At 39.4% G+C, this 25,919-nt stretch carries 24 protein-coding genes; 20 read left to right on the forward strand and 4 right to left on the reverse strand.

The genetic code is table 11. The annotated features are described in order from the left end of the window. Positions 1-19 precede the first annotated feature (19 nt). From AAGS61_RS12035 to AAGS61_RS12070, 8 genes are all read left to right on the forward strand, one after another. Positions 20-1,027, forward strand: a complete 1,008-nt coding sequence (locus tag AAGS61_RS12035; protein ID WP_391371964.1) for a thiamine pyrophosphate-dependent dehydrogenase E1 component subunit alpha — start codon at positions 20-22, stop codon at positions 1,025-1,027. Then, on the forward strand, positions 1,027-2,010 hold the full coding sequence (locus AAGS61_RS12040; protein ID WP_391371966.1) for an alpha-ketoacid dehydrogenase subunit beta: 984 nt from the start codon (positions 1,027-1,029) through the stop codon (positions 2,008-2,010). Before AAGS61_RS12035 ends, AAGS61_RS12040 begins: the two co-directional genes overlap by 1 nt. Before the next feature lie 12 nt (positions 2,011-2,022). Continuing rightward, on the forward strand, positions 2,023-3,330 hold the full coding sequence (locus AAGS61_RS12045; protein WP_391371969.1) for a dihydrolipoamide acetyltransferase family protein: 1,308 nt from the start codon (positions 2,023-2,025) through the stop codon (positions 3,328-3,330). Positions 3,331-3,449: 119 nt separating this feature from the next. After that, the gene (locus tag AAGS61_RS12050) at positions 3,450-5,144 is read left to right on the forward strand and encodes a methylmalonyl-CoA mutase family protein (protein WP_391371972.1); all 1,695 of its coding nucleotides are present in this window, start codon (positions 3,450-3,452) and stop codon (positions 5,142-5,144) included. Continuing rightward, positions 5,141-7,288: a methylmalonyl-CoA mutase gene (scpA, locus tag AAGS61_RS12055; RefSeq protein WP_391371975.1), complete on the forward strand. Its 2,148-nt coding sequence runs from the start codon at positions 5,141-5,143 to the stop codon at positions 7,286-7,288. Before AAGS61_RS12050 ends, scpA begins: the two co-directional genes overlap by 4 nt. Further along, positions 7,288-8,373, forward strand: coding sequence for a methylmalonyl Co-A mutase-associated GTPase MeaB (meaB, locus tag AAGS61_RS12060; protein ID WP_391371978.1), 1,086 nt, complete (start codon positions 7,288-7,290; stop codon positions 8,371-8,373). The genes scpA and meaB overlap by 1 nt, the downstream gene beginning before the upstream one ends. Before the next feature lie 103 nt (positions 8,374-8,476). Then, positions 8,477-8,917, forward strand: a complete 441-nt coding sequence (locus AAGS61_RS12065; protein ID WP_391371981.1) for a BrxA/BrxB family bacilliredoxin — start codon at positions 8,477-8,479, stop codon at positions 8,915-8,917. A gap of 66 nt (positions 8,918-8,983) precedes the next feature. Next, positions 8,984-9,937, forward strand: a complete 954-nt coding sequence (locus tag AAGS61_RS12070) for an aromatic acid exporter family protein (protein WP_391371984.1) — start codon at positions 8,984-8,986, stop codon at positions 9,935-9,937. A 31-nt stretch (positions 9,938-9,968) separates the two neighbouring features. Here AAGS61_RS12070 and prli42 read toward each other — a convergent pair whose 3' ends face one another. Next, positions 9,969-10,064, reverse strand: a complete 96-nt coding sequence (gene prli42 / locus AAGS61_RS12075) for a stressosome-associated protein Prli42 (protein WP_391371987.1) — start codon at positions 10,062-10,064, stop codon at positions 9,969-9,971. Between the two features lie 115 nt (positions 10,065-10,179). Between prli42 and mce the strand changes: the two genes are divergently transcribed. The 7 genes from mce to AAGS61_RS12110 all read left to right on the forward strand — a co-directional run bounded on the left by mce (position 10,180) and on the right by AAGS61_RS12110 (position 17,537). After that, positions 10,180-10,596, forward strand: coding sequence for a methylmalonyl-CoA epimerase (gene mce, locus AAGS61_RS12080; protein ID WP_391371990.1), 417 nt, complete (start codon positions 10,180-10,182; stop codon positions 10,594-10,596). Continuing rightward, positions 10,596-12,155 carry an acyl-CoA carboxylase subunit beta gene (locus tag AAGS61_RS12085; RefSeq protein ID WP_391371993.1) on the forward strand — a complete coding sequence of 520 codons (1,560 nt, stop codon included), beginning with the start codon at positions 10,596-10,598 and terminating at the stop codon, positions 12,153-12,155. Before mce ends, AAGS61_RS12085 begins: the two co-directional genes overlap by 1 nt. A gap of 381 nt (positions 12,156-12,536) precedes the next feature. Continuing rightward, positions 12,537-13,493: a hypothetical protein gene (locus tag AAGS61_RS12090; protein WP_391371996.1), complete on the forward strand. Its 957-nt coding sequence runs from the start codon at positions 12,537-12,539 to the stop codon at positions 13,491-13,493. 73 nt (positions 13,494-13,566) lie between these two features. Next, complete coding sequence (locus AAGS61_RS12095; protein WP_391371999.1) at positions 13,567-14,679, forward strand: M20/M25/M40 family metallo-hydrolase; 1,113 nt, start codon at positions 13,567-13,569, stop codon at positions 14,677-14,679. Positions 14,680-14,696: 17 nt separating this feature from the next. Beyond that, positions 14,697-15,182: a chemotaxis protein CheW gene (locus AAGS61_RS12100; RefSeq protein WP_391372002.1), complete on the forward strand. Its 486-nt coding sequence runs from the start codon at positions 14,697-14,699 to the stop codon at positions 15,180-15,182. A gap of 585 nt (positions 15,183-15,767) precedes the next feature. After that, the gene (locus tag AAGS61_RS12105) at positions 15,768-16,427 is read left to right on the forward strand and encodes a ribonuclease H family protein (RefSeq protein ID WP_391372005.1); all 660 of its coding nucleotides are present in this window, start codon (positions 15,768-15,770) and stop codon (positions 16,425-16,427) included. Between the two features lie 594 nt (positions 16,428-17,021). Next, positions 17,022-17,537: an acyl-CoA thioesterase gene (locus AAGS61_RS12110; protein ID WP_391372008.1), complete on the forward strand. Its 516-nt coding sequence runs from the start codon at positions 17,022-17,024 to the stop codon at positions 17,535-17,537. Between the two features lie 37 nt (positions 17,538-17,574). Here the strand turns inward: AAGS61_RS12110 and AAGS61_RS12115 are convergent, their stop codons facing one another. Continuing rightward, positions 17,575-17,937 (reverse strand): hypothetical protein, encoded by a 363-nt coding sequence (locus AAGS61_RS12115; RefSeq protein WP_391372011.1) that lies wholly within the window; start codon positions 17,935-17,937, stop codon positions 17,575-17,577. A gap of 755 nt (positions 17,938-18,692) precedes the next feature. Between AAGS61_RS12115 and AAGS61_RS12120 the strand changes: the two genes are divergently transcribed. From AAGS61_RS12120 to AAGS61_RS12135, 4 genes are all read left to right on the forward strand, one after another. Then, positions 18,693-19,616 carry a carbohydrate kinase family protein gene (locus tag AAGS61_RS12120; RefSeq protein WP_391372014.1) on the forward strand — a complete coding sequence of 308 codons (924 nt, stop codon included), beginning with the start codon at positions 18,693-18,695 and terminating at the stop codon, positions 19,614-19,616. 15 nt (positions 19,617-19,631) lie between these two features. After that, the gene (locus tag AAGS61_RS12125; protein ID WP_391372017.1) at positions 19,632-19,997 is read left to right on the forward strand and encodes a DUF423 domain-containing protein; all 366 of its coding nucleotides are present in this window, start codon (positions 19,632-19,634) and stop codon (positions 19,995-19,997) included. Between the two features lie 315 nt (positions 19,998-20,312). Beyond that, positions 20,313-21,647 (forward strand): dihydrolipoyl dehydrogenase, encoded by a 1,335-nt coding sequence (gene lpdA, locus AAGS61_RS12130; protein ID WP_391372020.1) that lies wholly within the window; start codon positions 20,313-20,315, stop codon positions 21,645-21,647. Between the two features lie 67 nt (positions 21,648-21,714). After that, positions 21,715-22,038 carry a hypothetical protein gene (locus AAGS61_RS12135; RefSeq protein ID WP_391372023.1) on the forward strand — a complete coding sequence of 108 codons (324 nt, stop codon included), beginning with the start codon at positions 21,715-21,717 and terminating at the stop codon, positions 22,036-22,038. A 30-nt stretch (positions 22,039-22,068) separates the two neighbouring features. Here AAGS61_RS12135 and AAGS61_RS12140 read toward each other — a convergent pair whose 3' ends face one another. After that, positions 22,069-22,590, reverse strand: coding sequence for a YdcF family protein (locus AAGS61_RS12140; RefSeq protein WP_391372026.1), 522 nt, complete (start codon positions 22,588-22,590; stop codon positions 22,069-22,071). Positions 22,591-22,698: 108 nt separating this feature from the next. On the opposite strand from AAGS61_RS12140, the gene AAGS61_RS12145 reads away from it, so the two are divergent. After that, complete coding sequence (locus AAGS61_RS12145; RefSeq protein WP_391372029.1) at positions 22,699-23,769, forward strand: glycosyltransferase; 1,071 nt, start codon at positions 22,699-22,701, stop codon at positions 23,767-23,769. A gap of 343 nt (positions 23,770-24,112) precedes the next feature. On the opposite strand, the gene AAGS61_RS12150 is transcribed toward AAGS61_RS12145, so the two are convergent. Further along, positions 24,113-25,828 (reverse strand): methyl-accepting chemotaxis protein, encoded by a 1,716-nt coding sequence (locus AAGS61_RS12150; RefSeq protein ID WP_391372032.1) that lies wholly within the window; start codon positions 25,826-25,828, stop codon positions 24,113-24,115. Positions 25,829-25,919: the final 91 nt, after the last annotated feature.

The raw sequence follows: 25,919 nt of genomic DNA on the forward strand, positions 1-25,919 counted from the left end.
TACGAGAGGGGATGTTCGTATGACAGAAATGTTACATCATAGTAGTTTAGGTTTGACAAATGAGGATGTATGTAAAATGTACGAAACAATGCTATTAGCAAGGCGATTAGACGAGCGGATGTGGCTATTGAACCGTGCAGGAAAAATTCCGTTTGTTATTTCATGTCAAGGTCAAGAGGCAGCGCAGGTAGGGGCAGCATTTGCACTTGATTATACAAAAGACTATATTGCGCCGTATTATCGCGATATGGGCGTTGTGCTTCACTTTGGAATGACAGCACGGGATTTAATGCTGTCGGCTTTTGCAAAAGCTGAAGACCCAAACTCTGGGGGGCGTCAAATGCCTGGGCACTTTGGTCAAAAGAAAAATCGTATTTTAACAGGTTCTTCACCTGTTACGACACAAGTACCACATGCTGTAGGGGTAGCACTTGCAGGGAAAATGCAGCGTGAAGATTTTATCACATTTGTCACACTGGGAGAAGGCTCGTCCAATCAAGGCGATTTCCACGAAGGTGCAAACTTTGCAGGTGTTCATAAATTACCTGTCATTATTATGGTTGAAAATAACCAATACGCTATTTCGGTACCTGTTGAACGGCAATTAGCATGTAAGAAAGTATCCGATCGTGCGATTGGTTATGGGATGCCTGGGGTTACAGTAGATGGGAAAAATCCGTTAGAAGTATATAAAGTAGTGAAAGAGGCGGCAGATAGAGCTAGAAAAGGCGAAGGGCCGAGCTTAATCGAAACCGTAACATTTCGCTTAACAGCCCACTCTTCTGATGACGATCATCGTCAATATCGTACGGCAGAGGATATTGAAGAAGGGCGTGCACAAGACCCGATTCTATTATTTGAAAAGTATTTAATGGAAACCGATGTAGCAACAGTTGAAAGCTTGCAGGAGATAAATGAAAGAATACTAGAAATCGTGAATGATGCGACAGATTATGCAGAAGCTGCACCGTATGCAACACCAGAACATGCACTCAGATTTGTGTATGCAGAAGGGAGTGACGTCTAATGCCAGTAATGTCTTTTATTGAGGCCATTAATTTAGCGATGAAAGAGGAGATGGCGTCTGATGAGCGCGTCTTTATTTTAGGAGAAGATGTCGGACGCAAGGGTGGCGTATTTAAAGCAACGGTAGGATTATATGAACAGTTTGGCGAGGCACGTGTGTTAGATACACCACTTGCTGAAAGTGCAATTGCAGGTGTAGCCATTGGTGCAGCGATGTATGGGATGCGCCCGATTGCTGAAATGCAGTTTGCTGATTTTATAATGCCGGCTGTCAATCAAATTGTGTCAGAAGCGGCGAAAATTAGATATCGTTCGAATAATGATTGGTCGTGTCCACTTGTCGTTCGCGCTCCATTTGGAGGGGGAATCCATGGTGCACTTTACCATTCACAGTCAGTAGAAGCGCTATTTGCTGGTACACCAGGTTTGAAAATTGTGATTCCATCAACTCCTTATGATGCAAAAGGGTTACTAAAGGCAGCCATTCGAGATGAGGACCCTGTGTTGTTTTTTGAGCATAAAAAAGCATACCGATTAATTAAAGGGGAAGTCCCACTGGAAGACTATACGCTACCAATTGGCAAGGCAGATGTAAAACGTGAGGGAGATGACATCACGGTTATTACTTATGGGTTAACTGTTCATTTTGCGATGCAGGCAGCAGAAAGGCTAGCAACCGATGGAATAGAAGCACATATTCTCGATTTGCGAACGGTTTATCCACTCGATCAAGCAGCGATTATTGAAGCGGCATCTAAAACAGGGAAAGTACTGCTAGTGACCGAAGACAATAAGGAAGGAAGCATTATGAGTGAGGTTGCGGCCATTATTGCAGAACATTGTTTGTTTGAACTAGACGCACCCATTCAACGCTTAGCTGGACCGGATGTACCAGCGATGCCATATGCGCCAACGATGGAGAAATTTTATATGATTAGTCCAGACAAAATTGAGCGAGCAATGCGTCAACTTGCTGCATTTTAGGAGGAGAGCGTTATGATTCAAAACATTACGATGCCTCAGCTTGGGGAAAGTGTCACAGAAGGCACGATTGAACGTTGGCTTGTAAAAGTGGGAGACCGCGTAAATAAATACGATCCATTGGCAGAAGTCCTGACAGATAAGGTGCAAGCAGAAATTCCCTCGTCCTTTAGTGGCATTATTCAAGAGTTAATTGCTGTTGAAGGTGAGACACTTCCAGTAGGGGCGGTTGTTTGTACCGTTCAAATTGAAAGTAGCGATGAACTACCAACTGCACCGGAAACAAAAAAATCTAATGTTTCTGCCGCTATTTTAAATGCAGGAGTGCATAAACCGCTGCCTAAAAAAGAAGAACCATCCTCAAAAAGGGAACTACGTGAGCCGAAAATGAAGGCACGCTATTCACCAGCTGTATTGAAGCTTGCCGCAGAATATGCGGTTGATTTAGAAAAGATGGAAGGTACAGGGTTTGAAGGGCGGATTACACGAAAAGATGTATTAGCCATAATCAATACTGGCCAACAACAAAGTGAACCTGTGCCAACACCAGCTGCGCTTGAAGTACAGCAAGAGGTGCAGCAAAACGTACCATTACGAAAAGAACAAACAGCTTTAAAAAGTGGAGATATTGAACTACCGATTACAAGCGTACGACGAGCGATTGCAAATAATATGGTGCGCAGTAAGCAAGAGATCCCTCATGCATGGATGATGATCGAAGTAGATGTAACAGAATTAGTTGCATATCGTGATGCCCTAAAAGAGGAGTTTAAGCGACAAGAAGGCTACAATTTAACGTATTTTGCATTTTTCATCAAAGCAGTGGCACAGGCATTAAAGGAATTCCCGATGATCAATTCCACATGGGCAGGAGACAAAATCATTCAAAAAAAGGATATTCATATGTCCATTGCGGTCGCAGCAGATGATCAATTATTTGTCCCTGTTATAAAACACGCTGATGAAAAGTCAATAAAAGGAATAGCGCGTGAAATTCATGAACTTTCACAGCTGGCAAGAACTAAAAACCTACGTCCTGAGCATGTTTCGGACGGAACTTTCACCATCAATAATACAGGTTCGTTTGGCTCAATTCAGTCAGCAGGTATTATTAATTATCCACAAGCTGCTATACTACAGGTGGAAAGTATTGTAAAAAAACAGGTAGTAATTGGTGGAAATATGCTTGCGATACGTGATATAGTCAATCTTTGTTTATCATTAGATCATCGAGTACTCGATGGACTTATTTGCGGTAATTTTCTGAAAAGAGTAAAAGAAATACTCGAAAACACGGATAAAAATAAGATGTCAGTCTACTGACAACTGCCAGGAAGCCTATAAATATAGGCTTCCTTTAATTTTTATACTTTATTGTAAGCACTTTCTCATGTAAAATACATTGTAGAATATAGTAAGGGGGGAAGCTAATTAGCGTCCACATGTCAACTAACATGAAAGAAATACAATTTCCGGCAGCTAGTTATGAACAATGGAAAGAGCAGGCAATTGCTGCTTTAAAAGGAAAACCATTTGAGTCATTGTTCACAAAAACAATCGAAGGGGTTACACTTGAGCCACTTTATACACAAGAAATGCTTGTAGAAAAATTAGGGGAGCAGCTTGAGAAACAAGTAGCGACAATCCGTACGTTATCGGCAACGAATGGATTACAAATCGCACAACAAATCACAGGCGATTCACCAGAGAAATTTTTCGCGCATTTAGACGACAGCTTAGCACGCGGCAACAAAGTAATTACAATTGATAGCCGTTTACCATTCGCGTTAGATGAGCAAATAATTGCTAAATTGTCGAGTTATTTAACAGAATATTCGTTTAAATTTATTGTTGAAAACGCAAATGACCCAATTTTAGCCGTGTTCAACGCAATCGAAGAAGGCAAACGTACGAATGTCGAAGGCTATATCTTAAGCAACGATGCAATTGATTTAGCAGACTATCCAAATGTACGAACTTCGGTAGCAAACACAGTACCATATCATAACGATGGTGCAAATGCTGTACAAGAGTTAGCGATTGCATTAGCACTTGCGGCAAAACAAGTAAAAGCGGCTGCATCTTATGAAGCGTTTGCTTCTAAGTTTTTCGTCAACTTTGCTATTGATACACAATTCTTTGCAGAAATCGCTAAACTTCGCGCTTTTAAAGTGCTATGGAAAGCGTTTGCAAATGGGGTTGGTGCAGAAGCCATCGCTGTACCGATTGTCGCTGAAACATCCGTACGTAGCTTCTCAAAAGTAGACGTTTATGTAAACTTATTACGTGCTGGAAACGAGGCATTTGCTGGCGCAATTGGTGGTGCTGATGTATTTACAGTGCATCCACATGATGTGTTATCAAAACCAACTACTACATCAACACGTATTGCACAAAATGTACTATTAGTCATTAATGAAGAATCGCAAGTGTTGAATGTATTAGATCCAGCAGGCGGTTCATATTTCATCGAATCATTAACAGCAGATTACGTAAAAGCGGCTTGGGCGCTATTCTTAGAAATTGAAGAAGCAGGCGGTATTGATGCATATGCAGATACGTTAGCAGCACAAATTGCAGACGTTTATGCACAACGTATTAAAGCAGTTGAAACACGTAAGCATTCACTAATTGGGACGAACATCTACGCAAATCCAGCAGATGAACTACCAACAGAAGAGAATGTACAATTTACAGATGTAAAACGTTTAGCGATTCCATTTGAAAACTTACGTAAAGAATTTGCAGCAGCGAATGCTAAAATTGCCATTTTAACATTCGGTGAATTAAAGAACTTCAAGCCACGTGCAGACTTTGTAGCAGGCTTCTTTAATACAGCGGGTATTACACCAGAACAATCAGGTGCAATCGATACAATCGATGCAGCAAAAGCTTGGTTAGCACAAGCAGATTTCAATTACGTATGTATAGCAGCAACAGACGATGATACAAAAGCGTTAGTCCCTGCATTATTGGAAGACAAGCCAGCTCATATCGTGTTAGATGCAGCAGGTAAGTTTAAAGAAGAAGCAGATACTTGGACAGCACAAGGCTTGAACGGCTTTATCTTCGCTGGTCAAAACATCATTGAAAAACTAAATGCTGTAACTGCTAGCATGAAGGAGGTACAACGATGAGCGCAAACTTTAAATCAGTTGTGATCGAGGACGTGCTAAAGGCAGAACAAGTAGAAGCAAATGGCACATTTTTAACGAATGAAGGCATCGAAGTAAAATCTGTATACAGTGCAGAAGATATTAAAGATGTAAAACATACACAAGACGTAGCGGGTATCGCACCAAATACACGTGGACCTTACCCAACGATGTACGTAGCTCGTCCTTGGACAGTACGTCAATATGCAGGTTTCTCAACAGCAGAGGAATCGAATGCATTTTATCGTCGTAACTTAGCGATGGGGCAAAAAGGTCTTTCAGTAGCATTCGACTTAGCGACACACCGTGGCTATGACTCAGATCACCCACGTGTAACAGGTGATGTTGGTAAAGCTGGGGTTGCGATTGACTCTGTAGAAGATGCGAAGATTTTATTTGATGGGATTCCACTTGACCAAATGTCTGTATCGATGACAATGAACGGTGCAGTATTACCAGTTCTTGCATTTTATATTATTGCAGCGGAAGAGCAAGGGGTAACACCAGATAAACTTGCAGGTACAATCCAAAATGACATTTTAAAAGAGTATATGGTACGTAATACGTACATTTACCCACCAGCAATGTCGATGAAAATTATCGCTGACATTTTTGAATACACATCAAAATTCATGCCAAAATTCAACTCGATTTCCATTTCGGGTTACCATATCCAAGAAGCAGGCGCGACAAACGACATCGAGCTTGGTTACACGCTTGCAGATGGTCTTGAGTATGTACGTACAGGTCTTAAAGCCGGTATCGACATCGACAAATTTGCACCGCGTTTATCTTTCTTCTGGGCAATTGGTATGAACTACTACATGGAAGTAGCAAAAATGCGCGCAGGTCGTCGTATTTGGGCACAAATGATGTCGACATTCGAGCCAAAGAGTTCAAAATCTTTAGCATTACGTACGCACTCTCAAACGTCTGGATGGTCTTTAACAGAGCAAGATCCATTCAACAACGTAGCGCGTACATTAATCGAAGCAAACGCAGCTGCGATGGGGCATACACAGTCACTTCACACAAACGCATTAGACGAAGCGATCGCTTTACCAACAGACTTCTCAGCGCGTATTGCACGTAATACACAGCTATTCTTACAAGAAGAAACAGGTATGACGAAAGTAATCGATCCATGGGGCGGTTCTTACTACGTGGAGAAATTAACAGAAGAACTACAAGAAAAAGCATGGGAATTAATCGAAGAAATCGAAGAGCTTGGCGGTATGGCAAAAGCGATCGATACAGGTTTACCGAAAATGAAAGTTGAAGAAGCTGCGGCGAAACGCCAAGCGAAAATCGACTCAAAAGCTGAAACGATTGTTGGTGTAAATCGATACCGTTTAGCAGAAGAGGAGCCAATCGATATTCTTGACATTGATAATACCGTTGTACGTCAAAAACAAATCGAGCGTTTAGAAAAAATGAAAGCAGAACGTAACGAAGAGGAAGTACAAAAGCATTTAGCGCGCTTAACAAAAGCAGCTGAAGATGGATCTGAGAACTTACTTGCTGTAGCAGTAGATGCTGCACGTGCTCGCGCATCTTTAGGTGAAATTTCAGATGCAATCGAAAAAGTATCAGGTCGTCATAAAGCGGTAATCCGCTCAATTTCTGGCGTTTACTCATCAAACTTTGCAGATGATGAGGTAATCACAGAAGTAAAGCAAATGACGGAAGAGTTCTTAGAAAACGAAGGTCGTCGTCCACGTATTCTAGTAGCAAAAATGGGACAAGATGGTCACGACCGTGGTGCAAAAGTTGTTGCCACAGCTTATGCGGATCTTGGTTTCGATGTGGATATTTCTCCACTATTTATGACGCCAGCTGAAACAGCTCAAATGGCTGTAGAAAATGACGTACACTGTGTAGGTGTATCTTCACTTGCAGCGGGTCATAAAACATTAGTACCAGAATTAGTCGCTGAACTGAAAAAATTAGGCCGTGAAGATATCATTGTCATTTGTGGTGGTGTAATCCCAGCACAAGACTATGACTTCTTATATGAAGCTGGAGCAAAAGCAATCTTCGGTCCTGGTACAGTTATTCCAGTAGCAGCTCAAAAATTAATTGAGGAAATCTACAAACAGTTAGGCTACGAGGAAGTGGCAAACTAATGGAATACTTTAAAGGGATGGAAGAAAAAGGCTTAATTGTCATGGAAGGCGTGAAAGGTGGTCATGATGGTATGAGTCACTCAGCCCCGAAACGATTCCGTAAAAAAAAGCAAGAACAGCTTGATATCCCTGCTTTAGCAAGTGAGGTACGTGCCGGTGTACGTACTTCGCTTTCCAAGGCGATTACGCTTGTCGAAAGCTCCAATGCTGAGCATAAGGAGCAGGGGCAAACATTACTACAAGAGCTACTACCGTTTACAGGTAACAGTATTCGTATTGGCATTACAGGTGTACCAGGTGCAGGTAAATCTTCATTTATCGAGGCATTTGGGACGATGCTCTGTAAAATGGGCAAAAAAGTAGCGGTACTTGCGATTGATCCAAGTTCCTCATTATCTGGCGGGAGTATTTTAGGCGATAAAACGCGTATGGAAGAGCTTGTTCGTCAAGAAAATGCATTCGTTCGTCCATCACCTTCCGCAGGTACACTGGGTGGCGTCCATAAGAAAACACGTGAAACGATGCTCATTTGTGAAGCAGCCGGCTATGATGTCATTTTAATTGAAACGGTTGGCGTTGGACAAAGTGAGACGTATGTACGTGGCATGGTCGACTTCTTTTTGCTACTTGTATTAACAGGGGCAGGGGACGAGCTACAAGGCATGAAAAAAGGAATTATGGAATTAGCGGACGGGATTTTAGTGCATAAAGCAGATGGTGATAATGTACGTCCGGCACGAAGAACAATGCAAGAATATAAGCAAATTTTGCACTTTCTACAGCCGTCCACACCAGGGTGGGTTAGTACAGCACTTGCTGCGTCCTCAATGGAAAAAACGGGCTTGGAAGATGTATGGAATATGCTGTTGACGTTTGAGGAAACGGTTAAAAAATCGAATTATTGGACAGTACGCCGTCATGAGCAAACACGTGATTGGTTCCATACGATGATTACGGATCACTTAATCGATTCCTTTTACCAAAATCCGTCACGTAAAGTGCAAGTTCGCGAGTTAGAGGATGCCATTTTAAATGGTCGACTAACTGTGACACAAGGGGTTAATCAATTATTTGATGAAAAATAAGGATAATTGGTTATTAAACAATCGATTCTGCAACTGAAGTCCTTTGCAACGCTCGAACGAACTTGCTATGATAAAATGGTATTGTGAAAGGAGCGATGAATCGATGAATATGGACTACGATTTATTTATGCAACAAATTACAACGACAGCACGTGCTGAAATGGAAGCAGCGGGCTACGAACAATTACGTACGCCTGAAGAGGTGGAAGCGGCGTTTGAACGTCCTGGTACAACCCTTGTTCTAGTGAACTCTGTATGTGGATGTGCAGGGGGAATTGCTCGCCCAGCAGCTGGTGCAGCGATTCACTATGATAAGCGTCCAGACCATTTAGTAACAGTATTTGCAGGTCAAGACAAAGAGGCGACTGCAGCAGCTCGTTACCTTTTTGGTGAAGATCACTTACCATCATCGCCATCATTTGTCTTATTAAAAGATGGTCAAGTAGTGGCAGAAGTGGGACGTTACGAGATTGAAGGACATGATCCAGTTAGTGTTGTTACGAACTTACAAGGTTACTTTGAAGAATACTGCGAGGAAGTATAAAAACGCCGGTGCAGTCCCGTTCTTGACGGGATTTGCACTTCCTGTTAAAAAAAGGGAGAGCGGTCGATGAAAAAATTTTCAATCGGCTATCGTACATTAAAGACGGCGCTTGGTGCTTCTGTTGCGATAGCAATCGCGCAGTACTGTAACTTAGATTTTTTTACTGCCGCAGGAATTTTAACCGTTTTGAGCGTGCAACCGACAAAAAAGAAATCGCTTCATGCCGTGTACACACGTGTCGTAGCAAGTGCTATCGCGATGATACTTGCATACGTATTTTTCGAAATATTTGGATATAACCCCGTTATTCTCGGAATAATGCTTGTCGTTTTTATACCAACGATTGTATCGGTTGGTGTGATCGCAGGTTTTGTCTCCAGTGCGGTCATTATTATGCACATTTATGCGGAAGCCCATTTTACATTAGCCCTTTTCTATAATGAATTAGCATTAATGGCAATTGGCTATACAGTAGGTTTAGTAGTGAATATGTATATGCCAGATATTCAAAAGGAACTTGACTGGTACCGAAGAGAAATTGAATCCTTATACAAAAAAATATTTTCTGAAATTGCGAAATATTTAAAGGAAGGGGATATGCTTTGGGATGGTCATGAACTTGTAAAAGCTGTTGAAATATTAAATAAGGCAAAAGCACTTGCTTTCCAGGATGTTGAAAATCATCTTACACGTAAGAAAAATGCATATTATGTCTATTTTGATATGCGGGAACAACAACTGGAGATCATTGAACGTGTTTTGCCGAAAATTACTGCCCTACCTGTTATAGTACAACAATCGGAATTAGTCGCTGTTTTTATGAAAGAGCTAAGTGAACATGTTCATTCAGGCAATACAGCTAGTCATTTTAGAGAAAAACTAAATGAAGTAAAAATAGAGTTCGCCAATATGCCATTACCAAATGACCATCAAACATTTAGAGCTATGGCAGCATTGTACCAGTTTATTGAGGAAATGGATGCGTATTTAGCAATCAAGCAATCTTTTAAGGGGTTGTAATAAAAAAGATGGATGCAACATCGCATCCACCTTACATAATAGCAGCTAAACCTAGTCCAATCGTTGAAATTAACATAATGACAATCATTGTATAGACAACGATTTTTTGAAATTTCTTATTGCTCATACGTATTCGCTCCTTCTTTTCTCTTTATTTAGTGTATCAAATTTAAAGAAATTCTCAAGTAGTTATCGCTTAATACAAGGCGGCAATATAGCCATTTATAAGGGGAGTTTACACAATGGAAAAAGTAGACCACATTGGAATCGCAGTGCGAAATATCGATGAACGTATTACATATTATACGGAAACACTTGGTTTAAAACTTTTAAAATTAGAAGAAGTAGAATCTCAACAAGTGAAAGTCGCTTTCATCGATGCTGGAAACGTAAAAATTGAGCTTTTAGAACCAATGAGTGAAAAAAGTGCAATTCATGGTTTCTTAGAAAAACGCGGTGAAGGCATTCATCACGTAGCATTTGGTGTTACAGGGATCCGTGAGCGCATGGCTGAACTTCGTGAAAAAGGTGTACGCCTTCTTTCAGATGAACCAGGTCCTGGTGCAGGCGGCGCTGAAGTAGCGTTCTTACATCCGAAAGACTCTTTCGGTGTACTATACGAATTATGTGATAAAAGTGGAAAAGGGGAGCAAAAATAATGGCACTTACTGTAGATATGTTTGACAAAATTAATGAACTATATGACCGCAAAGGGATTATTGAATTAGGTGGTGGTGACGCTCGTATCGAAAAACAACATGAAAAAGGCAAAATGACTGCTCGTGAGCGTATCGAGATGTTACTTGACGAAGGCACTTTCGTAGAGATTAACCCATTCATCACACACCGTACAGTAGACTTTGGTATGGAAAAATTAGAAGGCCCTGGTGATGGTGTAGTAACTGGTTTCGGTAAAATCAACGGCCGTAACGTATACTTATTCGCACAAGATTTCACTGTATTCGGTGGTGCACTTGGTGAAATGCACGCGAAAAAAATTGCAACAGCAATGGACTTAGCTGCGAAAAACGGTACACCATTCATCGGTATTAACGATTCAGGCGGTGCGCGTATCCAGGAAGGCGTACTTTCTTTAGACGGTTATGGTCATATTTTCTACCGTAACTCTATTTATTCTGGTGTAATTCCGCAAATTTCAGTAATCATGGGACCATGTGCGGGTGGAGCAGTTTACTCTCCAGCAATCACTGACTTTATCTTAATGGTAGATAAAACGTCTCAAATGTTCATCACTGGTCCTAAAGTAATCGAAACAGTAACAGGTGAGAAAATTTCTTCTGAAGGTTTAGGTGGTTCAAAAGTACACAACGCGATTTCTGGTAACGCTCACTTCCGTGCTGAAAGCGAAGAAGCAGCGATTGCTCAAATCCAACAATTATTATCTTACTTACCACAAAACAACAAAGAAAAAGCACCAAAAGCAGAATATACTGCTGGAGATGAGTATCGCTCAGAGCTTGTAGACGTTGTGCCAATCGACCAAACAAAATCGTACGATGTGCGTAAAGTTGTGGAGCTAGTAGTGGACGAAGGTTCATTTATGGAAGTTCAAAAAGAATTCGCGAAAAACATCGTAGTTGGTTTCGCTCGTATCGCGGGTGAATCTGTAGGTCTTGTATGTAACCAACCAAAATTCTTAGCTGGTGGTTTAGACATCGATTCTTCAGATAAATTAGCTCGTTTCGTACGTACGTGTGACGCGTTCAACGTACCTGTAATTACATTCGAAGACGTATCTGGCTTCTTCCCAGGTGTAAAACAAGAGCACGGTGGTATTATCCGTCACGGTGCGAAAATCCTTTATGCTTACTCAGAAGCAACTGTACCAAAAATTACAGTGATTTTACGTAAAGCATACGGTGGTGCATATGTAGCGCTTAACTCTAAAGCAATTGGTGCGGACTTAGTATTCGCTTGGCCAAACGCTGAAATCGCGGTAATGGGTGCTGCTGGTGCAGCAAACATCATTCACGCTAGCGAAATCGCAAAATCGGCTGATCCAGAAGCAACGCGTGCTCAAAAAATCGAAGAGTACAAAGAGAAGTTCGCAAACCCTTACGTTGCAGCATCTCGTGGTATGGTAGACGATGTAATCGATCCACGCGAAACACGTATTAAGTTAATCCAAGCATTAGATATGCTTTCTACAAAACACGAAGACCGTCCATACAAAAAACACGGCAATATTCCGCTATAAGAAGCGAACAAAATCGCTCTCACCATTTGTGAGAGCGTTTTTTTAGTGTGACGATATCTGTATGAGGGGAACAATATTTCACGCTGTAATGAGCAAAAATACATCCTAAAAATACCATTTGAATAGTAAAAGGTATATATCATAGCCTCCGCGCTTTGCTACAGCCTACACAGGAGCACCGAAGGATGAGCGACGAGGAGGCTTGATCTCGCCCGTGGAAAGCGAGTGCTGGAGCGGAAAGCAACGGTTACTTAAATGGTAATATATATTTATCGATTTACTCATTATGAGTTTCACGCTATTTTTGCTCAAGACAGGTCTTTCTTATGTCCTAGTTTTCTTATAGTAGTAAAAATACCGCAATATTATAAGGAGGAAAAAATGAATTTAATTGAATTACAACAACAACTCCAAAGTTATAAAATGCAAATCCTTTCATTAGAGAAGTTAAAAAAGCAACAAGCATCATTAGAACATCAAATGAAACATGTAGCAGTTAATATTGAAAAATACGAACAACATTTAAAAGATGCGCGCAAAAAATTAAACAAATTAGAAGGTTTTTCTTTTGTGAATGTATTTCGTACATGGACAGGCAAACAGCAAGAGTTAGTAGAAGAACGCTTAGATGTGATGGCAACGAAAGAGTTAAAATTGATCGAAGCTCAACTGATGCAGGAAGATTTAAATGATGATTTAGTCGATACGATTTACAAAATAAATGCCATGAATGAGTCGTATTTAATCGATCAAATTAAAAAGCTTGAAAATAAAATTCAACTGTACTATATGGCCAATCATCAAGAAAAAGCGGCTATATTAGATGAAATCATTGAACAACAATTTTTAGTGCAACAACTATTAACTGAAATACATGAGGCGATTACAGCAGGAAAAGAAGCCCAAAGAAAGCTAGTTGAAGCGGCCCAAGCATTGCAAACAGCAAAGAATTATTCAACATGGGATACATTTTTAGGTGGGGGTCTCATTGCCACAACATTAAAACACCAAGAACTTGATAAGTCTAATGCGTATTTGCATCGAGCGCAAATAGCTCTTCAACGTTTTCAAAATGAATTATTAGACATTCAAGAAATGAAACATGAAACATTACAAATCGATACAGATGGTTTTGTCAAATTTGCTGATTTCTTCTTTGATGACCTATTTTCAGCATGGTCCATTCATTCGAAAATCTCCACTTCCACAAACCAAATTTCACGTGTATTAGATGATGTATCGAATACATTGCTTGCACTGAAACATAAGCTTGAAATAGTAGAGCAACAAAAAGAACAATTATCTGCAAAAAAAGCGAAATTGCTATCAGATGAATAGGAATAATTGTTTTTCATTGGTGATAGAGGTAAAATAGTACCATCTTATTTTGGATTAAAAGGGAGTGTACTTTATGACTACTCGTGTTGTAAAAGAATTTTTAGAACTGGTACAAATTGACTCTGAAACGAAACACGAAGAAATAATCGCACCAATTCTTGTGAAAAAGCTTGAAGAGATGGGCTTTGATGTTGTACAAGATGATGCACATACACGCAATGGACACGGAGCAGGGAATATTATTGCTACTTTAAAAGGTACACTGAATGTAGAGCCGATTTACTTTACTGTACATATGGATACAGTTGTACCAGGAAAAGGGATTAAGCCAGAAATTCGCGAAGACGGCTATATTTACTCAGACGGAACAACGATTTTAGGTGCGGATGATAAAGCAGGGATGGCTGCGTTATTTGAAATGGCGCGCCGTTTAAAAGAACAAAATATTGCACATGGTACAATCCAATTCATTATTACGGCGGGAGAAGAAAGTGGTTTAGTTGGTGCAAAAGAGCTTGATCCATCAATGATCATAGCGAAATATGGATTTGCGGTCGATAGTAACGGGAAAGTAGGGGAGATTGTTGTAGCAGCACCATTCCAAGCGCGGATTGAGGCAAAGATTATTGGGAAAACAGCTCATGCAGGTGTGGCACCTGAAAAAGGGATTTCAGCCATTACGCTCGCTGCAAAATCTATTGCACAGATGAAGTTAGGTCGCCTAGATGAAGAAACAACCGCTAATATCGGCCGATTTGAGGGGGGCAAAGCGACAAATATTGTTTGTGATGAAGTATATATTTTAGCAGAAGCGCGCTCTATTGATGAGAATAAATTAAACGCACAAACCGCACATATGAAAGAAACATTTGAAACAGTTTCAGCACAGCTAGGGGGCCGTGCAGAAGTAGAGGTACAGCTCATGTACCCTGGATTTAGAGCAACTGAAGCTGATAAAGTAGTACAAATAGCAATGGCAGCAGCACATCAAGTAGATAGAGAGCCAACATTAGGCATTTCAGGTGGCGGTAGTGATGCCAATGTTATTGCTGGGTTTGGTATTCCAACGGTCAACTTAGCAGTAGGGTATGAAGAAATTCATACAACAAATGAACGTATGCCAATTGAAGAACTAGAAAAGCTAGCGGATTATTTAGTTGAAATTGTAAAATGCGCAGGGAAATAATAAGAAGAGGGGTTACTATGGGATTTGAAAAATCAGTTGTATTTGCTTGTGGGCAGGAAGAATATGCCGTACCAGTAGAACAAGTTGTATCGATCGAAAAGTTAGAGCGTATTACACCGATTCCACACTTACCGAATTATTTGTTAGGTTTCACACGGATGCGCGGGGAGCTTATTCCAGTGATTGATTTTCAACGTATTTTATATCATCAGTCAAGTCAAGGTGAACAAGTACGTATTATTATTTTAAATACGGATGTCGTAAATTATGGGCTGGTTGTAACAGATGCGCGCGAAATATTAGATTTCGATCCGAGCGTTTTAAAACAAGTAGGCCTTGTAAATTATGCAAAAACGGCTTATTTTACGGCTGTTGCTAATTTAGAAGAGCGGATGATTACGTGTGTTGATCCGAAAATTTTAGTGAATTCATTAGAAGGAATTCGTGAAATTATCGAATACCTACACAAAATGTTAGGTGACGAAGAAAACGTAAAGGCTTAGTATATGAAAGAGTTCCGTACATGTGAAAACTAGTTCATTTAAGAGAGGAGATAAGCTCGCTGTCTATACGATAGCGAGCTTATCTTTTGGAGCTAACAGTTAGTGGGGTTTTGTTTCTATAGCTTGCCAATCGATACGTGTTAGTGTTGTTTTTATTATTTCTTCATTTACATTATTCCATATAGGAGTAGCGGAAGTGACTATATGAAATACTCCAGGGACTTCAGTTTGAGTAGCAATAAGCGTACGCGTTTTTGGTTTCGTGTTATTACTAGAATGTGTCATTGTTTTTTTCCTTTCAAGAATGTCGGTTTATCCTCATCACTTACGGTGATGAGTAATGATGTACTAATTTTACCTTATATTACCTTAAAGTTACATATATTTGCTCAAAGAAATATGTAAAAAGCGAGTTAGTTGTAGCAGAAACCAATATATTCCGATGTCTTCGTTAACAAGATAAAAGTTGGAAAAAGAAAATCGAAAAATATTTTATAAGTTGCTTAAGTCGTGTTCCTCCTTTACGTATAAAGGAAGGGCTTTTTTGTTATAATAAAGGAAATATTAGGGAAGGTTTGATTCGCCTTGAAACTAACAATTGAATGGACATATAAAACACCTAAAGGGGCAACGACAATCTTTCGCTCAGAACCGATGAGTGTTGAACATACACTAATGATTGCGGAAGATTTAGAACGTACTGGTCGTGTGAAAACGATAGAAATCATGGATGAACACGATAGTACATGGATGATCAAAGAGTTGAAAAAGTATATAAAAGAAATGGAGACAGAACCGCATAATATTAAAGTATATTTTGACGGTGGCTTTGACGTGCAAACAAAAGGTTCAGGTCTTGGTGTCGCGATTTATTATGAAAAAGATGGTAAGTCTTACCGCTTGCGTCGTAATGCATATGTATCAAGTTTAGATTCAAACAATGAGGCAGAATATGCAGCATTGCATTTAAGTTTAGTGGAATTAGAATTAATGGATGTGCATCATCAAACAGTACGCTTTATCGGTGATTCCCAAGTGGTGATCAATCAATTAAACGGGGAATGGCCAGCCTATGAGCAAAATTTAGCAAGCTGGGCAGATAAAATAGAAGGTAAGTTACACTCATTAGGGATCATTCCTGAATACGAACTCATTTCTCGAAAACAAAATACGGAAGCAGATCGTCTTGCTACACAAGCGCTTCAAGGAACCGATATTTCAGGAGAAATTGAATTGCAATCATAAATTGCGAAAGCCTACACAGTAATAGTTTAAAATGAAAAAGCCCATCCCTTTTAATTTTGGGAATTTATATGATATCAGGTGTATTTATTATACAAATAATGGTATATTATGAGCGTGCTTTTTAGTGAAATGATTAATAAAAAGGCGCTTGCTCGTTGATTGGAGCGGAGGCGACTCGACTCCTGCAGGAAAAAGATCAAAGGCTAAAGTCGCCACGTCCTGTGGCAACGCCTTTGTGAGCAACATCATGTTGCCCCGAGCTGAAAATCCATTTCTTTCGGCATTAGCCGAAAGAAATTAGTTGAAGCCGTGCCTGCGGAAAGCGAGTCAGCCGTAGCGGAAATCAACATGCGTGATATAATATTCGAAAATGTAAGAAGTTTCTTGTTTTCCCTCATTCTATAAAAGTGAAAAGTCGATTTGTACCAATAATGCTGGTATGACTCGACTTTTTTAGTGACTGCTCCAGTTAACGTGAGATGTTTTTTTGGGATTATATATAGAAAAATAGCATTTAATAGCTTAAAATGAACTTTAAGTACAGAAAGAATGTAGTAAAGATAAAATATATATGGGGGAATAGGGGGAGTTTGAATGGAGGAAACAAAATATTGCAAAGATTCACGTGTGTTGAGATCGGGTCGTGTATTTCCAAATGATTTTAATAATCATAACACGCTTTTTGGTGGACGCTTATTAAGTGATATGGACCAAGTAGCATCCATTTCTGCCGCAAAGCACAGTCGTCGTGAGTGTGTTACGGCTTCAGTAGATACAGTAGAATTTTTACAGCCGATTCGTCCAGAAGAGTCCGTCACATTTGAGTCATTTGTTATATGGACAGGAACAAGTTCGATGGAAATATTTATTAAAGTATATGCGGAAAATTTGCGTACAGGGGAACATAAAATCGCTGCTATTGCCTATTTTACATTTATAGCACTTGACGAAAATCGAAAGCCAGTAAAAGTACCGCAAGTGATTCCTGAAACATCAGAGGAACGGTATTTATTTGAAAAATCTAAGCAACGTGCACTATTCCGAGAAGATAAGCAAATCCATAATAAAGAAATCATTTTATACTTACGTGAAAATCATGTAATGAGCTAATGAAAAGGCGTGATGCAGTGAAGTAACTGCTCACGCCTTAGTCATTTGACGTATGAATCGCCAAGTGACCGAAAGGATAAATGGAATCATGTAGCATCAATTCATTTGTTTTGTATAGTTGTTCTTGCATTTTTGTTTTGTGAACAAGCGTAAGAAATGTTGGTATGACAACTTGCTGTTTAGTATGAATAGCGGTGAAATTATTAACAGGTATATGGGATTCGGTAATGTGTCGCTTTGGCAGTATTTCAGTGTTATCTACGGTATAGACTTCAAAATCGCCATTTACGCCGTGCATACTACTTAAAGCAGTTTCATTTTCCTCCTTTGCGAACGAGACTGAGAGAATAAAGCTACCAATGACTAAAAATGCAATGAAAGCGTTTACTAACTTCTTCATACGATTCACACCTATTCTAATAGTATTCACCTATCTACTACATATGTATGTTCATCTAGTATTTATGCCTCTAATTTGAATGTATCTCTCGAAATAAACTATTAACTTATAATGAGTAAATTTACAAATATATATTACCATTTGGGTAACCGTTGCTTTCCGCTACGGCACTCGCTTTCCACGGGCGAGATCAAGCCTCCTCGTCGCTCATCCTTCGGTGCTCCTGTCGCTTCGCTTTCGTCGCAAATAAATTTCCTGCGGGGTCTTGATTGTCTCGCTTTTCCCGTAGGAAGCTTTGCTCTGTAGCGAAAGGCGCATGCCGTCAGCTACACTCTCGTGCCTCCACTACAAGCAACTAGTGTTCAATAAAAATTAATGAAATATCCTCATTGATTATAGTAGAAGGTAGGCGATTATACGTACAAATGGAAAGAAAATGATTCATGAATAGAGAAGATAAATGATTTTTCTAGAATATCGAGAAGTATTCACTTTTTTTTCCGTAGCGCGCCATAGCCACAGGAGCCAAGATTTTCTTTGCGACGAAAGCGTAGCGTCAGGAGCAGGAACAGGAGATCCAAACAGGCCATGCCTGTTTTAGCTCCTGTGCAGGCTGTGGCAAAGCGCGGAGTCTACGATATCAATTTCTTTTAATATCTCTTACTATTTACTTGGTATTTTTAGGATGTATTTGTGCTCATTATGAACTATTAAATTGTGAATAATCAAAGTAAGATAAATAGAGAGGTGATCTTGTGAAAACAATATTATGCATAGGGGAACTATTAATCGATTTTTTTTGTGCTGAAATGAATGTAAATTTAGTAGAGGCTACTCATTTTCAAAAGCAAGCTGGTGGAGCACCGGCAAATGTTTGTGCAACCATTGCTAAACTTGGTGGACAGGCAAAATTTTGCGGTAAGGTAGGAAATGACGCATTTGGTGCCTTTTTAGAAAAAACGCTAGTAGAAGCAGGAGTTAATACTGCCATGTTAGTAAAGGGACAGTCTCCGACAACATTGGCATTTGTATCGCGTATTTCAGGTGGTGAACGTGATTTTATTTTTAACCGTGGGGCAGATGAAACGTTGGTAATGAGTGAGATCGATCGTCAAGAGTTGAATGTCGAAATTGCGCATTTTGGTTCAGCAACAGCACTGCTTTCAAGTCCATTTTATGACACGTACATGGAAGTCATGCATATGTTGAAAAAACGCGGTGCTTTTATCTCGTTTGATCCTAATTTTCGCGCAGATTTGTGGACAGGAAGAGAAGAGGTGTATCGCGAGCGTGTAGCTGCCTGCGTGGCACTAGCCGATTTTATAAAAATGAGTGAAGAGGAATTCGAGTTATACGGAGGGCAAGTGCCGCTTGGGAAATGGTTTGCTGTGACGAAGGGACAAGAAGGAACGTGGATTTCGAACGGTGAGGAGTGTGCCCTGATCCCAAGTATCCACATTCAAGCAATCGATACGACAGGTGCTGGTGATGCATTTGTCGGTGCAATGTTAAAGCAATTTGCTGATTATCCGACTCTAAAAGTTTTTAATTTTCAACATTTCAAGCAACTAACACAATTTAGCAATATCGTCGGTGCTTTAACTTGTACAGCAGTCGGCGCAATGACAGCCCTTCCAACGACAGAAGATGTGGTATTATATATGAATAACAAGAAATAGAAAGAGGATTAAACGATGCAAGTAGCCATTATTTTAGGAGCAGCGATGGCATTTTTAGCAGTTGCTTTTGGTGCATTCGGTGCACACGCATTAAAGGATAAGTTTAAGGAGCAGAAATATGCAGATAATTGGGAGACAGCTTGTCGTTATTTAATGTACCATGCATTAGGATTAATGTTAGTTGGTATTTTAATTAATATTTTAGGTGAATCAGGTGCCTTAACAACGGCAACATGGTGCATGTTTATTGGCTCATTAATTTTTTCAGGCAGCTTATATATTTTATCGTTAACAGGCATTCGTAAACTTGGAGCGATTACACCAATTGGCGGCGTTTTACAGCTTGCTGCATGGATTTGTGTTATCATCGCAGCGATCTAAAGGATTATCGACTTCTTTAAATAGGGAGTCGATTTTTTGTTGTTCAGGAAATTATAAAATTTTGCATTGTGGATTACGGTTGTTGAAAAGAACATCTACGTCTAGGCGAAAGCGCCATCCCCTCGCGACGCTTTGACTGTGGCAAGCACACTTGTCGAGATTCTCTAGCCCGTGTCGGGGATTAGCAGGCCCTTTAGCGCTTTTGTTCTTTAGGGTACTATTTTCAATAGGATATGAACAATTTACAGTTTTTTGTAAAATACTTTTGCAAACAAAATCAGCAAATGTTATCGTTAACAATGAGGTGAATACATAGTGAAAATTTATGATTTGGCGGTAATTGGTGCAGGACCAGGCGGATATGTAGCGGCCATTCACGCGGCAAAAAGCGGTCTAAAAGTGGCGCTTGTTGAAAAGAACAAAGTGGGGGGTGCCTGCTATAATGTAGGCTGTATTCCATCTAAAATTATGCTTGAGCATAGTAAATTAGTGCAGGAAATTAGACGTGGTACAGATTGGGGTGTAACCGTACCGACGATTAACATTGATTTCCCTAAACTCATGCAACGGAAAGACAAGGTAGTAGCAGAATTACTACATAACATTGAAACATTTGTAGAAAAAGCACAAATTACAATGTATCACGGGGAAGCATCTGTTTCTAGGGATCGTAAAGTAACCGTAGATGATGATGTATTTGAAGCGAAACATGTCATTTTAGCAACAGGTAGCCGCCCGTTTGTGCCGCCATTTAAAGGCATTGAAACAGCGAATTATTATACAACGGATACATTTTTTGATATCCAAGAGCTACCAGAAGAGTTAACTATTATTGGCGGTGGGGTTATCGCAATCGAAATGGCGTTTGCGCTAGCTCCAATGGGGACAAAAGTAACGGTATTAAATCATAGTAAAGATATTCTGCAAACAGAAGAGCCAGATGCAAGACCGATTATTAAAGAGAAAATGGAGCAGTTAGGTATTCAGCTTGTCACAGATTTCGCCTTTGAAGAAATAAAAGGAAATGAAATTCATACATCCATCGGGGTATTTCAATACGATAATTTATTATTTGCAACAGGGCGTCGACCGAATACTAAAATTGCAGAAGCGCTTGAACTGCAAATGGATGGGCGTTTAATTTGGACAAATAATGATTACGAAACAAGCATTCCGGGCATTTTTGCAATTGGTGACTTAGTTGGTGGTTTCCAACTTGCACATTCTGCCTCAGCAGAAGGCATTCATGCAGTGGATTATATGTTAGGGAAGCAACCACGTGTCATTAATCAAATGGAAATCCCGCGTTGTGTATATACGCATCCTGAAATTGCGACGTTCGGTATGTTAGAGCATGAAGCACCAACTGATGCTATCGTCACAAAAATGTATTTACCGACAAATCCTAAAGCATTACTTGAAGGGAATACACAAGGCTTTATGAAATTCGTAGCAAGTCCTGAAGGTGATATTTACGGTGCCTGTGTTGTTGGGGACGGCGCAACGGAAATGATTAATGCGATGTTGGCCGCAAAAGTAGCAGGTGGCTCCGTAAAAGACCTTGCGCGTATGATTTTCCCACATCCAACGGTAAGTGAACATATTGGTGATGCGGCAAGCGCTGTGTTCGGCAAAGCAATCCATCTATAATTCGTAACAGTCTGTGAATTCTTTCGCAGACTTTTTTTGCTATAATGAGATGGGAGGGGGCGATGTTTTGACTGAACTAGAAAAAGAAATAGAGTATACATTATATCAGCTGATGGAGCTTGAAATAGAAGAAGAAATTGTACAGATGGGTCAAGTATTTGCCAAACTACTTACTTCTGTACAAGTAGCACAGTTAATTGATTACAAATTAGATGTGTTGGTTGATCCGATAGAATGTTTGCCAGAGACGAGGGTGTTACTTGAAAGTTTAATCGAAGTGAAAGGCCGTTTTAAACGACGTCGTAAATTGCTTACACATCGCGATATATTAAAAGTATGGTTACGAAAAAATGCTACGTTTAAATCGGAATTTTTACCTCGTATGTTTTAGGGCTATTTGAATTTTATTTTAAATAGCCTTTTAATTTCCGATAATCCAATATTTCCCGATTGCCATAACTTCGCGAAATTGCCAATAGCCCCGGTCAATAAGTGGTGTTTTTACCCCAATCGTATTTACATCGTACCCGAGCGAGGAAGCCATGGCTTGTGCGCGGTAAATGTGAAAATCACTTGAGATAATGGTAAAGGAAGTAATAGATTTTGGTATAAGCTTTATAGAATTTAGTATATTTTCATATGTATTCCTTGCTTGTTTTTCTACTAAAATATTGTTTTCATTAATCCCGTGCTGTATTAAATAATTCCCCATCGCTTCTGCTTCCCCAGCTCCACTGACAATATATTTAATATCCCGACCTTTATAAGATAGAGCAGCATCTAATCGATTTTTTAACATAGTAGAAGGTGTGCCGTCTTTATTTAATTTTGTTCCTAAAACGATTATATAGGTATCATCATGATCAGCACTAGGTAACCAATTCGTCAGAAAAAGTGGCAAGCCTAGTAATAATATAAAGAAACAAATAAGTTGAGTGCGCATAATATTCCTCGAAAATTAATAAACTATTTACTAGTGTATCATGACTATTTTTTACTGGGAATAAGAAATTCAAGCCTTCGGATGCAATGATTCCAAGGTGTAATTGCTTTGAAAGATGGTGACATGATGAAAGAAGTAGGAATAGTTATGCCGGCATATCAACCTGATGAAAAGACCATTCGCGTCATCGAAGAGTTAAGACAAGTATATAAAGGTCCGATTATTATCGTAAATGACGGAAGTGATGCTAGCTATATTTTTAATAAACTAGCTACATTTCCAGAAGTAACCATATTACATCACGCGATGAATCAAGGAAAAGGGCGCGCACTGAAAACAGCCTTTCATTATGTACTAAATGAGCGCCCAGACTTGCGATCAATCGTTACAATCGATGCAGATGGTCAACATTTGACAAAGGACATTATAAAGCTTGTACACTCACTACATGAGGCAGCGGACGCTCTCCTGTTAGGTGTACGTAATTTTTCGCAAAAGCATATTCCGCTCCGCTCTAAATTTGGCAACGAATGCACAAAAATTATTTATCGGCTAATCATTGGTACAAAAATTAGTGATACACAAACGGGTCTACGGGGGATTCCAACTAAATTTTTGCCTGCTTTATTACAAGTGACTGGTGAACGTTTCGAATATGAAATGAATATATTAGCTAACTTAAAAGAGTTACAAATACCCATAGTAGAAATTCCGATTGAAACGGTTTATCTTGAAAGTAATAAATCATCTCATTTTCGACCATTACACGATTCGTTCCAAATTTATAAAGTATTTTTTGGATATGCGATGGTAAGTGGAGCTTCCTTTTTAATTGATATACTACTCTTTTTCCTTTTTGCGAAAATCTTTAAAATCGTTGCCCCAATGTCGTTTATTGTAATTGCAACGGTGTTGGCACGTCTGTTATCTTCTCTCTTTAATTATTATGTAAATCGCCATGCTGTTTTTAAGAGTGGCTCCAAAAAATCATTTTACAGGTATTATGTATTAGCGGTATTTATTATGTTAGCTTCAGCGAGTTTAGTGCAGTTATTGTATAGTGAATGGCTACACAACGGTGAAGTGCTATTAAAAGTATTTGTAGATACGACGTTGTTTATTGTTGCATTTATTGTACAGCGGAAGTGGGTATTTCAAAAAGAAAAGCATGCTTCGTGAAAGTAGTAGATTTTAGTGTTGAATCATACTTTCTTTCATTATAGTAACTACTACACCTTGAAGTTTTGCTAACTTTTGAGTATAATGAAGTTTAGGTGCCAAACAACCTATGTAAAGTTTTTACTTTACAACAAAAGTTCCCGTTTATAGCACGGATTTGCTAGGGAGTTTTTGCTTTTAGAGCAGGGAAGATGAGCCCCTGCTCGATTTACATATACGTTAACACGCGCTACTTTTATGTAGTGCGTTTTTCTAATTTTATATGGATGATTATTTTAAAAGCGCGATTACTAGTCTAATTTTAGACAAAGTAATCGCGCTTTTTTAGTATATAAAACGGTTATTATTCTTTTAGTTTAAATGTACCGACAAATGATTCTAATTGTTGTGCCATTTCATTTGTTTTAGTTGAACCTTGTGTCACTTCATTAATACTAGCGGTTGTTTCTTGAATCGCTGCTGAAATGTTTAACATTGTGCTCTCAATTTCACGGATCGCTTCTGTTAGCTGTTCAATCATTTGAGCAACATGATCGGATTTTGCTGTTTCTACCGTTATTAAATTTGAGATGTTTGTAATCGCGCTGACCGTTTCGGCTACAGCAGACGAAATATCACTAAGTGATTGAGCAGTTAACTGCACCGTTGTCGTCCCTTTTTCGATTGATTGTGTGCTCTCTTTTGTTGAAGCAGTCACCTGCTGAATAAGCCCCATAATAGTTTGAACGAGTTTTTCTACTTCTAATACTTCTTGATTCGATTGTTCTGCTAGCTTTCGAACTTCCTCCGCTACAACGGCAAAACCTTTTCCATGTTCACCTGCTCTAGCCGCTTCAATGGAAGCATTCAATGCTAAAAGGTTCGTTTGTGTTGCAATACCTCCAATAGAAGTGGTAATGTCTTGGATTTTTGTGGCGGACGCAACGAGATTTTCAATTGTTTGTTGTACTTCATTGGAACTATGACGGATTAAAGTCATATCATTTTGTGTTTCTTTTGCCCGTTGTTCACCCGTTATGGCGATTTGCATCGTTTGATTGGATTTTTCTACTGTTTCATCGGCTTTTGCTTTAATCGTTTGTAAATCTTGTGCAAGTGAGGATAGCATGCCTGATGCGTTTTCTGCATGATGCATGCCACTCGTTACGGCTACTGTTACATCCTCCATACTATGTGCAATAGTTTGCGCAGCATCTGTCATTTCATCCATGGCACTAGCCGTTTCATTTGCATTCGTTGTTAATTGATGAGAAGTAGATTGCATTGTTAACAACATATGTTGCAAGTTATCCTTCATTTGATTTAATGTACGCGCTAAGTCTCTTACTTCATCCTTTCCTTTAACTGTTGTTTTAGCGACAACTAAATTTCCATCTGCAATTTGTTTTGCTTGTTCGATTAATTGACTAATGAGCTTTGTTTTACGGCGAATTAAAAAGCCGGTAAAAATAGAAGCGATCAGCATAGGGATGAAACTAATTAAAATGCCATTCCGTACAACATCCCATGTACGCTCTTTTACGATGTTAGCATTAAAATCGATGACATTAATGGCGATAATTTCTTTTGTCGGATCATGATCTTTATAAATCGGTGCATAACCAGATAGACGCTCCATATCCCCAAATGTATACGGTTCTGAATACGTTGGATGATGCATAGTAAGCAACATGTCAATCGCTTGTGCATCTGTTTGGAAGGAGTCACCTGGCGCAAAGCCTTTCTCTGCAAGATTTTTATCCAGTGCGATAAGTGTGCCGTCAAGCGATAAAATATATTGTGTTTCAAAAATATCTTTATGACCTGTTGTCCAATTGAGGTCACTACTGATTTTGTCCATTGCGACACGGTTGCCTGTAAGCGCCTGTTCCAAATCTTGTGGGTTGATCAAGCCAGTTGTAATGTTAGCGCAGCCATATGCCTCTATACCGGCAGCATCATACAATTTATTATAAGCTGTTATATATGTAGCTATTGAGGTAATCCCAAGCATGACAATCAGTATGCCAGCAATGATTGTGCCGAGTTGGAAAGTTAACGAATGATTTAGTTTCATCATTTCTAATGACTCCTTTCTAAAAACCGATGTAATTTCAATATTGCTCTTTAATTATACTATAAAGATGTATTTAAAATATATCTTTATTTAA

Origin of the sequence: Lysinibacillus sp. KU-BSD001 (assembly GCF_042920265.1) — a bacterium.
Taxonomy (GTDB): domain Bacteria; phylum Bacillota; class Bacilli; order Bacillales_A; family Planococcaceae; genus Lysinibacillus_B.